This window comes from Aeromicrobium sp. REDSEA-S32_B7 (genome assembly GCF_001626145.1).
In the GTDB taxonomy this organism is placed as follows: Bacteria; Actinomycetota; Actinomycetes; order Propionibacteriales; family Nocardioidaceae; genus Aeromicrobium; species Aeromicrobium erythreum.
The window spans coordinates 1-10836 of sequence record NZ_LUNF01000298.1 but is presented as its reverse complement, the minus strand read 5'-3'; the positions used below and the strand labels follow the sequence as shown (position 1 = coordinate 10836).

The 10836-nt window shown below is 71.1% G+C and carries 11 protein-coding genes; 10 read left to right on the top strand and 1 reads right to left on the bottom strand.

The features are described from left to right. The 9 genes from A6Q79_RS17305 to A6Q79_RS17265 form a co-directional block, all read left to right on the top strand. A partial coding sequence (locus tag A6Q79_RS17305; RefSeq protein ID WP_317698857.1) for a hypothetical protein occupies nucleotides 1-233 on the top strand: 233 nt, incomplete at its 5' end. After that, nucleotides 230-1483: an NADH-quinone oxidoreductase subunit NuoH gene (gene nuoH / locus A6Q79_RS17300; protein WP_286689590.1), complete on the top strand. Its 1254-nt coding sequence runs from the start codon at nucleotides 230-232 to the stop codon at nucleotides 1481-1483. The genes A6Q79_RS17305 and nuoH, both read left to right, overlap by 4 nt. Beyond that, nucleotides 1480-2070 (top strand): NADH-quinone oxidoreductase subunit NuoI, encoded by a 591-nt coding sequence (gene nuoI, locus A6Q79_RS17295; protein ID WP_067854620.1) that lies wholly within the window; start codon nucleotides 1480-1482, stop codon nucleotides 2068-2070. The genes nuoH and nuoI overlap by 4 nt, the downstream gene beginning before the upstream one ends. Then, on the top strand, nucleotides 2067-2900 hold the full coding sequence (locus A6Q79_RS17290) for an NADH-quinone oxidoreductase subunit J (RefSeq protein ID WP_067854623.1): 834 nt from the start codon (nucleotides 2067-2069) through the stop codon (nucleotides 2898-2900). Before nuoI ends, A6Q79_RS17290 begins: the two co-directional genes overlap by 4 nt. Further along, entirely contained in the window at nucleotides 2897-3190 is a 294-nt protein-coding gene (nuoK, locus tag A6Q79_RS17285) for an NADH-quinone oxidoreductase subunit NuoK (protein WP_083516221.1), read from the top strand. Before A6Q79_RS17290 ends, nuoK begins: the two co-directional genes overlap by 4 nt. Nucleotides 3191-3199: 9 nt before the next feature. Beyond that, nucleotides 3200-5080: an NADH-quinone oxidoreductase subunit L gene (gene nuoL / locus A6Q79_RS17280; RefSeq protein WP_067854626.1), complete on the top strand. Its 1881-nt coding sequence runs from the start codon at nucleotides 3200-3202 to the stop codon at nucleotides 5078-5080. Continuing rightward, entirely contained in the window at nucleotides 5077-6657 is a 1581-nt protein-coding gene (locus A6Q79_RS17275; RefSeq protein ID WP_083516222.1) for an NADH-quinone oxidoreductase subunit M, read from the top strand. The genes nuoL and A6Q79_RS17275 overlap by 4 nt, the downstream gene beginning before the upstream one ends. Then, nucleotides 6657-8267 carry an NADH-quinone oxidoreductase subunit NuoN gene (gene nuoN / locus A6Q79_RS17270; RefSeq protein WP_067854629.1) on the top strand — a complete coding sequence of 537 codons (1611 nt, stop codon included), beginning with the start codon at nucleotides 6657-6659 and terminating at the stop codon, nucleotides 8265-8267. The genes A6Q79_RS17275 and nuoN overlap by 1 nt, the downstream gene beginning before the upstream one ends. Nucleotides 8268-8292: 25 nt before the next feature. After that, entirely contained in the window at nucleotides 8293-9240 is a 948-nt protein-coding gene (locus A6Q79_RS17265; RefSeq protein WP_317698856.1) for a polyprenyl synthetase family protein, read from the top strand. Nucleotides 9241-9263: 23 nt separating this feature from the next. Here the strand turns inward: A6Q79_RS17265 and rarD are convergent, their stop codons facing one another. Then, nucleotides 9264-10175 (bottom strand): EamA family transporter RarD, encoded by a 912-nt coding sequence (rarD, locus tag A6Q79_RS17260; RefSeq protein WP_236749808.1) that lies wholly within the window; start codon nucleotides 10173-10175, stop codon nucleotides 9264-9266. 154 nt (nucleotides 10176-10329) lie between these two features. Here rarD and A6Q79_RS17255 point away from each other — a divergent pair. Further along, a partial coding sequence (locus A6Q79_RS17255) for a class I SAM-dependent methyltransferase (RefSeq protein ID WP_317698855.1) occupies nucleotides 10330-10836 on the top strand: 507 nt, incomplete at its 3' end.

Sequence of the window (10836 nt, the reverse complement as noted above, 5' to 3'; positions counted from 1 at the left end):
GTCGTGCGGTGCTGAAGGCCTCCGCCGCCACCCTCGCCGCTGCCGGCGTCGAGGTGGGCGACGTCGCCACGATCGCCACCGACCTCGGCAGCGCGTCGTTCCCCACCGAGGTGGCCGACCTGCCCGACGGCGTCGTGTGGGCACCGGGCAACAACGGTGTCCACCTGCGCGGCACGCTGGGCGCCGACCACGGCTCCACCGTCCGCCTGCTGCCAGGAGGTGAGCAGGCATGAGCGAGGCATTCGGCAACGAGGCGTTCTGGGTGGTGGCGCTGAAGGCGCTGCTGGTCTTCGTGATCCTCGTGGTCTACACGCTGTTCAACATCTGGTTCGAGCGCCGCGTGGTGGCGCGCATGCAGCACCGCGTCGGCCCCAACGTGCACGGACCCTTCGGGCTCCTGCAGTCGCTGGCCGACGGCGTGAAGCTGGCGCTCAAGGAGGACATCGTCGTCAAGGCGGCCGACAAGGTCGTCTACGTGCTGGCGCCGATCATCGCCACCATCCCCGCGTTCCTGGCCTGGGCGGTCATCCCGTTCGGTCCGGAGGTGCGGATCCCGTTCACCGACACCGTCACGCCGCTGCAGCTCACCGACATGCCGGTCGCCGTGCTGTACGTCCTGGCGGTCACCTCGATCGGCGTCTACGGGATCGTGCTCGCCGGCTGGTCGTCGGGCTCCACCTACTCCCTCCTCGGCGGGCTGCGCTCGAGCGCCCAGGTCATCTCCTACGAGGTGGCGATGGGCCTGAGCTTCGTCACCGTCTTCCTCTACGCGGGCACGATGTCGACGAGCGAGATCGTCGCCGCCCAGGAGGACGTCTGGTACTTCCTGCCGCTGCTGCCGTCGTTCATCATCTACGTCATCGCCATGGTCGGGGAGACGAACCGGGCCCCGTTCGACCTGCCGGAGGCCGAGGGCGAGCTGGTCGGCGGCTTCCACACCGAGTACTCGTCGCTGAAGTTCGCGCTGTTCTTCCTGGCCGAGTACATCAACATGGTCACGGTCTCGGCGATCGCGACGACGCTGTTCCTCGGCGGCTGGCGCGCCCCGTTCGGCATCGGCACGCTGTGGCCGGGTGCGAACGAGGGCTACTGGCCGGTGCTGTGGTTCCTCGGCAAGACGCTGGGCTTCATCTTCCTGTTCATCTGGCTGCGCGGCACCCTGCCCCGGATGCGCTACGACCAGTTCATGGCCTTCGGCTGGAAGGTGCTCATCCCGATCTCGCTGGTCTGGATCGTCGCCGTCATCGTCGTCCGCAAGGGCATGACCGACGGCACCTTCGACCAGCGCACGCTGTTCGTCGCGGCCGGGGTGGCCGCCGCGGTGCTGCTGGTGAGCCTGCTCCTGCCCGAGCGGAAGCCGTCCGACCCCGAGCAGACGGCGGAGGTCGACGCGCCTGCGCCGACCGACCACGGTGGCGGCTCCTACCCCACGCCGCCCATGCCCGAGCAGACCTGGAACCAGAAGGAGGGCGTCCGACGATGAGCGACACCAACGGCGGAGGCAGCCTGAAGGAGACGCTGTGGGACCCGATCGCCGGCTTCGGCGTCACGTTCCGCACGATGTTTCGCAAGCCCGTGACGGAGCAGTACCCGTTCGAGAAGCGGCCCACGGCGCCCCGGTTCCACGGCCGGCACCAGCTGAACCGCTGGCCCGACGGGCTCGAGAAGTGCGTGGGCTGCGAGCTGTGCGCCTGGGCGTGCCCGGCCGACGCGATCTACGTCGAGGGCGCCTCGAACGGCACCTCCGACGGCACCGACGGGGGAGGGGAGCGCTTCAGCCCGGGGGAGCGGTACGGCCGCGTCTACCAGATCAACTACCTGCGCTGCATCCTCTGCGGGCTGTGCATCGAGGCGTGCCCGACGCGCGCCCTGACGATGACCAACGAGTACGAGCTGGCCGACGACAACCGCGCCGACCTCATCTACGAGAAGTCCGACCTGCTGGCGCCGCTGCTGCCCGGCATGGTCGAGCCGCCGCACGCGATGCTGATCAGCGACGACCACCACGACTACTACGCGGGCAAGACGCTGCCGGTCGTCGAGGTCACGCACGGGGAGGCGACCGAGTGACCGCGTTCTGGATCGTCGCGCCCGTCGTGGTGGTGGCGGCCCTGGGGCTGCTGTTCGCCCGCAAGGCCGTGCACGCCGCGCTCAGCGTGGCCGTCGTGATGGTGGGGCTGGCGGTGCTGTACGCGGCGCAGGGTGCCCCGTTCCTGTTCGCGGTGCAGATCATCGTCTACACCGGCGCGATCATGATGCTGTTCCTGTTCGTGCTCATGCTGGTGGGCGTCGAGTCGCGGGAGTCGTTGACCGAGACGATCCGCGGCCAGCGGCTGGCGGCCACGGTGGCCGGTCTGGGCTTCGGGTTCGTGCTGGTGACGGCGGTCGGGCAGACGACGCTGGGGCCGGTGACGGGTCTGCGCTCGGCGAACGAGGACGGCAACGTCTACGGGCTGGCCGCGCTGATGTTCGGCCCGTACGTGGTGGCCATGCAGCTCACCGCGGCCCTGCTGGTGACGGCGGTGCTCGGGGCCATGGTGCTGGCGCACCGCGAGGCGCTGACGCCGCGGCGCAGCCAGGCCGACATCGCGCGCGACCGCATGGCCGAGTACGCGACGACGGGCCGCCACCCCGGCAACCCGCCGACGCCTGGCGTGTTCGCGCGGCACAACGCGGTCGACACCCCCGCCCCGCTGCCCGACGGCAGCCCGGCGACGGACTCGGTGTCGCCGAGCATCGTGGCGCGCGGGCAGCTGCGCGACGGGTTCGACGACGATATCCACGTGGTCTCGCGCCAGCTCCGTCGCGAGGACGACGAGGACGCCGGGGCTGGGGCCGTGGGCCGGGACGGTGGGCCTCGGCGGGGGTCCGGGGCCGTGGGCCGGGAGGGGGACGAGTGAACGAGTACCTGACCCTGTCGATGATCCTCTTCACCATCGGTGCCGTCGGCGTGCTGGTGCGCCGCAACGCGATCGTCGTGTTCATGTGCGTCGAGCTGATGCTGAACGCGACGAACCTCGCGCTCGTGACGTTCTCGCGCCAGCACGGCACGCTCGACGGCCAGATCGCGGCGTTCTTCGTCATGGTCGTCGCGGCCGCCGAGGTCGTGGTGGGGCTGGCGATCATCGTGTCCATCTACAGCACGCGTCGCACGACCTCGGTCGACGACGCGAGCCTGCTGAAGCTCTAGGGGGCGGGCGTGCTCGATCTCGTCTGGCTGGTCGTGGTGGTGCCGCTCGTGAGCGGTCTCGGCCTGCTCGTGTGGGGCAAGGAGGGTGACCGGGTCGGTCATCTGGTGGGCACGGTCGCGTCGGCGGTGTCGTTCGGCATCGGCCTGGTGGCGTTCGTGCAGCTGCTCGGTCGTCCCGAGGGCGACCGGTCGGTGGCCGGCACGTTGTTCACCTGGATCTCGTCGGGGCCGTTCCACGTCGACATGGCGTACCGGTTCGACCCGTTGTCGGCGTTGTTCGTGCTGCTGGTCACCGGGGTGGGCACGCTCATCCACGTCTACTCGATCGGCTACATGGCGCACGACGTGCGCCGTCGTCGCTTCTTCGCGTACCTGAACCTCTTCGTCGCGGCCATGCTCACGCTCGTGCTGGCCGACGACTACCTGGTGCTGTTCCTCGGCTGGGAGGGCGTGGGGCTGGCGTCGTACCTGCTCATCGGGTTCTGGCAGCACAAGCCGTCGGCGGCCGCGGCGGCCAAGAAGGCGTTCGTGCTCAACCGCGTGGGCGACGTCGGCATGGCGCTGGCGATCATGCTGATGTTCGCGCAGCTCGGGACGTCGTCGATCCAGGTGGTGAACGCGACGGTCGCGGGGCAGGCGAGCGAGTCGGTCGCGACGGCGCTGGGGCTGCTCCTGCTGCTGGGCGCGTGCGGCAAGTCCGCCCAGGTGCCGCTGCAGGCCTGGCTCCTGGACGCGATGGAGGGTCCGACGCCGGTGTCGGCGCTCATCCACGCGGCCACCATGGTCACCGCCGGCGTCTACCTGGTGGTCCGCAGCAACGGCATCTTCGACGCGGCGCCGGTCGCGCAGACGGCGGTGGTGGTGGTCGGCCTGGTCACGCTGCTCGCCGGTGCATGGATCGGCTGCACGAAGGACGACATCAAGAAGGCGCTCGCCGGCTCCACGATGAGCCAGATCGGCTACATGATGCTGGCGGCCGGGCTGGGACCTGCGGGCTACGCGTTCGCGATCTTCCACCTCATCACGCACGGCTTCTTCAAGGCCAACATGTTCCTCGGTGCCGGCTCGGTCATGCATGGGATGAGCGACGACGTCGACATGCGGCACTACGGCGCGCTCCGTCGGGCGATGCCTGTCACGTTCGCGACCTTCGGGCTCGGCTACCTCGCGATCATCGGCTTCCCCGGCTTCTCGGGCTTCTTCTCCAAGGACAAGATCATCGAGGCGGCCTTCGGGGAGTCGTTCTGGATCGGCCTGGCCGCCCTGCTCGGCGCCGGGGTGACGGCGTTCTACATGACGCGGCTCATGGTCATGACCTTCACGTCGCCGAAGCGCTGGCTCGACGACGTGCACCCTCACGAGTCGCCGCGCGTGATGACGGTGCCGCTGGTGGTGCTGGCCGCGCTGTCGGTCCTGGGCGGCGTGCTCGTGCTGGGCGGGTGGATCGAGCACTGGCTCGAGCCGGTGGTCGGGCACACCGAGCACCACGAGCTCGCGGTGCCCGCCTGGGGCATGTCGATCATCGTCACGGCGGTGGTCGCGGTGGGCGTCGCGCTCGCCTGGTCCACGTACACGCGCTCGCCGATCGCCCCGACCGCGCCCGCCGACGCCGACGTCTCGGTGCTCACCCGCGCCGGCCGACACGAGCTCTACGGCAACGCGGTCAACGACACGCTCGTGGTGCGGCCCGTGCGACACCTCACGCGGGTGCTGGTCTTCCTCGACGCACGGCTCGTCGACGGCCTCGTCCGTGGACTCGCCGACCGGCTCGGCGACACGTCCCAGTTCCTGCGCACGCCCCAGACGGGCTACGTCCGCAGCTACGCCCTCAGCATCCTCGTCGGCTCGCTCGTCGTGGTGCTCGCACTCCTGGCGGTGACGCTCGCATGATCCTGTCCGTCCTCGCCGCCACCCCGCTCGTCGGTGCGCTGGTCGTCACGCTGATGCCGCGCACGGCCGCCGCCGCCCGGGCGGTCAAGGTCGTCGCGCTGGCGACGTCGCTCGTGGCGCTCGCGCTCGCGCTGTACGTCACGTCGCGGTTCGACGTCGGGGCCGGCGGCTACCAGCTGACCGAGCAGCACGAGTGGATCGGTCCGCTCGGCGTGCACTACGCGCTCGGGGTCAACGGCATCGGCCTCACGCTCGTGCTCCTCACGACGGTGCTCGTGCCGATCGTCCTCCTCGCCGCGTGGGCGGACCGCCTGCCCGCGGCCCGCAGCGTCAACTCCTACCTCGCCTGGATGCTCGTCCTGGAGGCGCTCGCGATCGGTGTCTTCTGCGCGACCGACGCCTTCCTGTTCTACGTGCTGTTCGAGGCGACGCTGATCCCGATCTACTTCCTCATCGGTTCCTACGGCGGCGCGGGTCGCACCTACGCCGCCGTGAAGTTCCTCATCTACAACCTGGTCGGTGGCCTGCTCATGCTCGCCTCGATCGTCGGCCTGTACGTCGTCACCGCCCGCGCCGGCGACCCGACCTACCTGCTGTCGGACCTCTCGGGGCTCGACGTCGGCACGACCACGGAGCGGCTGCTGTTCCTCGGGTTCATGGCGGCGTTCGCGATCAAGGCCCCGCTGTTCCCGTTCCACACGTGGCTGCCCGACGCTGCCGGCACCGCCACGCCGGCGACGTCGGTGCTGATGGTCAGCATCATCGACAAGGTCGGCACGTTCGGCATGCTGCGGTGGTGCCTCGAGCTGTTCCCGGGGGCGTCGGAGTGGGCCAGCCCCGTGGTCATCACGCTCGCGGTGGTCAGCATCCTCTACGGCGCGCTGCTCGCGATCGGCCAGGACGACGTCCGCCGGCTGGTGGCGTTCACGTCGGTGTCGCACTTCGGCTTCATCATCCTCGGCATCTTCACCTTCACCCACACGGCGACGGCCGGGTCGACGCTCTACATGTTCAACCACGGGCTCTCGACCGCGGCGCTGTTCCTCGTGACCGGCATGATGGTCGCCCGTCGTGGCTCCGCCAGCATCAGCGACTTCGGCGGCGTGCAGAAGGTCGCGCCGGTGCTGTCCGGCATCCTCCTGCTGGCCGGCCTGTCGAGCCTGTCGCTGCCGGGACTCGCGCCGTTCGTGAGCGAGTTCATGGTGCTCGCGGGCACGTTCACGCGCTCGGTGCCGGCGGCGGTGCTCGCCACGCTCGGCATCGTGCTCGCGGCGCTGTACATCCTCATCATGTACCAGCGGACCATGACCGGTCCGCTGCAGCCCGAGGTCGAGCACCTGCGCGACCTCGACCACCGCGAGGTGGCGGCGCTGGCCCCCGCGGTCGTGCTCATCGTCGGGCTCGGCTTCTTCCCGCAGCCGCTGCTCGACCTCGTGAACCCCGCCGTCGACGAGGTGGTGAGCCACGTGGGGGTCGGTGACCCGCCGCCCCGCACCCCGGCCGACCTCGACGGCATCTCCTTCTCCGGCTCCTACGCGCCGATGAGCGAGCTCCCCGCGACGGAGGGTGGTCACTGATGGCGACGCTGCTGCTGGCCGACCGGCCCGACATCCCCGCGCCCACGATCGAGTGGTCGCTGCTGTCCCCGCTGCTCGTCGTCGCGGGGGTCGCCATGGTCGCCGTGCTCGTGGAGACGTTCTGGCCGCGGCGCACCCGGTTCACCGCGCAGGCGGTGCTGGCCGGCCTGGGCCTGCTCGCCGCACTCCTCGACACCGTCCGCGTGTACGTGTCGCTCGACCGCGTCGACGGCGACGTCGTCGGCCGCGGCACCCCCGTGGCCGAGGGCGCGGTGACGGTCGACGGACCCGGCGTGCTCACGTGGGGGCTGCTGCTGGTGTTCGCGCTGCTCAGCCTCGCGCTCTTCGCCGAGCGGCGGCTCGACGGCGGGCTCAGCGCCTTCACGGGTCGCGCGGTCGACCCGCCGGGGTCGGGCGGCGAGGCGGAGGCGACCCGCCTGCGCCTCGAGCACACCGAGACCTTCCCCCTGCTGCTGTTCGCGCTCGCGGGCATGATGCTGTTCGCGTCGGCGAACGACCTCGTCACGATGTTCGTCGGCCTGGAGGTCATGAGCCTGCCGCTGTACCTGCTGTGCGGGCTGGCCCGGCGTCGGCGGCTCATCAGCCAGGAGGCGTCGCTCAAGTACTTCCTGCTCGGCGCGTTCTCGTCCGTGTTCTTCCTCTACGGCGTGGCGCTCGCCTACGGCTACGCGGGCAGCTTCCGCCTGGCCGACGTCGACACGGCGGTGACCAGCCGCACCGGCGGGGAGCACCTGCTCCTCGCGGCGATCGGCCTGATCAGCGTCGGCATGCTGTTCAAGGTCGGCGCGGTGCCCTTCCACCAGTGGACGCCCGACGTCTACCAGGGTGCGCCGACGCCGGTGACGGCCTTCATGGCCGCGGGCACCAAGGCGGCGGCGTTCGTCGCGTTCATGCGCGTGCTGTTCGTCGCGTTCGGCGGGGCGTCGTGGGACTGGCGGCCGCTGCTGTGGGTCGTGGCGCTGCTGACGATGGTGGTGGGCTCGCTGGTCGCGATCGCGCAGACGGACGTCAAGCGCATGCTGGCCTACTCCTCCGTCGCGCACGCCGGGTTCCTCCTGGTCGGTCTGGCCGGCGCCTACGTGGCCGACTCCGAGCGCATCACGTCGGTCTCCGGCCTGCTGTTCTACCTGGGCGTCTACGGTGTCTCCTCGATCGGCGCGTTCGCGGTGGTGACGGTCGTGCGTGACGCGGGAGGCGAGACCACGCACCTGTCGCGCTGGGCGGGACTGGGCAAGGAGTCGCCGTTCCTGGCCGGGTCCTTCGCGCTGTTCATGCTGTCGTTCGCGGGGATCCCGCTCACCGGCGGCTTCATCGGCAAGTGGAGCGTGTTCAGCGCGGCATGGTCGGGCGGCTACGGCGCCCTGGTGGTCGCGGGCGTCCTGACGAGTGCCGTGGCGGCCTACTTCTACGTGCGGGTGATCGTGCTGATGTTCTTCACCGACCCCGTCGGCGACGGCCCGACCGTGGCGCTTCCCAGCGTCTTGACTACGGTGGTCATCGCAGCAGCCGCTGCGGGCACGCTGGTCCTGGGCATCCTCCCAGGTCCGGTGCTCGACCTCGCTCAGCACGCGGGAACCTTCGTGCGCTGAGCCGACTGTGACCAGGAGCCGGGACGTGTCGCTGGGATTCTCGTTCGACGAGCCGGAGCTCGAGGAGCGCGTGCGCCGTGGCGTGGAGGCCGTCGAGGCACGGCTCGCCGCGGCCGTCGACAGTCCCGACGCGTTCATCGCGGAGGCCGCCGCCCATCTCGTGAACGCCGGGGTCAAGCGCTTCCGCCCGCTCCTCGTCGTGCTGGCGGCGCAGCTGGGCGACGCCGACAACCCTGACGTCGTCCCGTCGGCGCTCGTCGTCGAGCTGACCCACCTGGCCACGCTGTACCACGACGACGTGATGGACGAGGCTCCGCTGCGCCGGGGCGCTCCGAGCGCGAACGACCGCTGGGGCAACTCGCTGGCGATCCTCGTGGGTGACTACCTGTTCGCGCAGGCGTCGGAGCTGGTCTCGACCCTCGGCACCGAGGCCGTGCGCATCCAGGCCGAGACCTTCTCGCGTCTCGTCCGGGGGCAGATCCGCGAGACCGTGGGTCCGGCCGAGGGCGAGGACGCGCTGCAGCACTACCTCGACGTGGTGGCCGACAAGACCGGGTCGCTGATCGCCACGTCGGCGCGCTTCGGCGCGCGGGCGTCGCGTGCGGGCGACGACGTGGAGGCGGCGCTCACCGAGTTCGGCGAGCGGATCGGGGTCGCGTTCCAGCTGAGCGACGACGTGCTCGACATCGCGAGCGACAGCGACGACTCGGGCAAGACGCCGGGCACCGACCTGCGCGAGGGCGTGCCGACGCTGCCGACGCTGCTCGCGCTGCGCGGCGACGACCCGGCCGACGCGCAGCTGCGCGAGCGGCTGTCGGGCCCGATCGAGGACGAGACGGTCGTCGCGGAGGTGCTGGCCGCGCTGCGGGTGCACCCGGCGATGGCGCAGGCGCGGGCGTACGTGCAGGCCGAGGTGCCGGCCCGCCGCGCCCTCGAGGCGCTCTGCGACAGCCTGGCCGACCGCGTCGCCTGAGCGTCGCGTCGCCGGGGTGCTGCTCAGGCGGTGACGACCGGCCGCGGTGCTCTACGTCGGCTCGTGATCGCGTCGACGGTGAAGATGACGAGCGCCGCCCACACGAGCGCGAACCCGATCCAGCGCGCCGTGCTCATGGCCTCGTGGAACACGAGGAGCCCGAGCAGGAACTGGATGAACGGGCCGAGGTACTGCAGCAGGCCGATCGTCGTGAGCGAGAGCCGGGTGGCGGCGGCGGCGAACATCAGCAGCGGGATGGCCGTCACGACGCCCGTGCCCGCCAGCAGGGCGGCGTTGCCGGCCCCGGCGTGCCCGAACGTGAGGTCGCCGCGCAGCTGCAGGACGACGAGGAAGGCGAGCGCGAACGGCGCGAGGATCAGCGTCTCCATGCCGAGGCCCTCGAACGCGCCGAGGGACGCGCGCTTCTTGAGGAATCCGTAGGTGGCGAACGAGCCGGCGACGAGCAGTGCGATCCACGGCAGTCGTCCGTAGTCGACGGTGAGGACGACGACGGCGACGAACCCGATGCCGACGGCCACCCACTGCGCGGGCCGCAGCGTCTCCTTGAGCACGAGCACGCCGAGCAGCACGGTGACGAGCGGGTTGATGAAGTATCCGAGCGACGTCTCGATGACGTGCCCGTTCGTGACGCCCCAGATGAATCCACCCCAGTTCAGGGCGATGGTCACCGACGCGAGCGCGAGGAACAGCATGAGCGTGCGGTCGCGGGCGATGTCACGGAAGCGGCCCCAGCGTCGGGTGACGCCGATGAGCACGAGCACGAACGCCAGCGACCAGACGATGCGGTGCGCGAGCACCTCGAGCGGCCCGGCCGGCTCCAGCAGCGGCCAGTAGAGCGGGAACAGCCCCCAGCAGAGGTACGCCCCGATCCCGTACGGCAACCCGCTCCCGGTCCGCTCCTCCACCTCCGCCACCAGCGCAGCCTAGGCCCGCCCCCGGTGCGCGTTTGCGTGGGCCCCACGTAAACGTGCGGTTGGGGCGGGTGTTTGCGGTGGGGGAGCTGGTTTGGGTGGGGCCCCACGTAAGCGCGCACGCCCGGCGAGGATCAACCTGCGCGACCATGGACGCATGCCGACGCCGCGCTGGTTCACCGACACCGACGAGGGCCACTCGACCTGGTACCGCGACCGCTTCCGCGACCTCGAGGCCGAGGGTGCCGACCTGGAGGGGGAGGCGCGGTTCGTCGACGCGCTGGCGCCGAGGCGCGGCGGGGGTGCTGGGCCGGGGGCGGCGGAGCGGCCCGGCGGGGGTGCCGGGCCGGGGGCGGCTGGTCCGCCCGGCGCGCGCATCCTCGACGCCGGCTGCGGGGCCGGTCGCCTCGGTGGCGCGCTGCACCACCGCGGCCACGACGTCGTCGGCGTCGACGCCGACGAGGTGCTCGTCGCGGAGGCCCGCGCGACGCGTCCTGGCCCGACGTGGCTGGTCGCCGACCTGCTCGACGTCGACCTCGGCGCGACGTTCGACGTCGTCGTCTCGGCGGGGAACGTGATGGTCTTCCTCGCGCCCGGCACGGAGCAGGAGGTGGTCGCGAACCTCGCCCGCCACGTGGTCGACGACGGTGCGCTCGTGCTCGGC

Bases quoted from the DNA above. Each gene is read 5' to 3' on its own strand.
- A6Q79_RS17275 (WP_083516222.1), top strand. From the start codon at position 5,077: ATGATCCTGTCCGTCCTCGCCGCCACCCCGCTCGTCGGTGCGCTGGTC.
- nuoH (WP_286689590.1), top strand. From the start codon at position 230: ATGAGCGAGGCATTCGGCAACGAGGCGTTCTGGGTGGTGGCGCTGAAG.
- nuoI (WP_067854620.1), top strand. From the start codon at position 1,480: ATGAGCGACACCAACGGCGGAGGCAGCCTGAAGGAGACGCTGTGGGAC.
- nuoN (WP_067854629.1), top strand. From the start codon at position 6,657: ATGGCGACGCTGCTGCTGGCCGACCGGCCCGACATCCCCGCGCCCACG.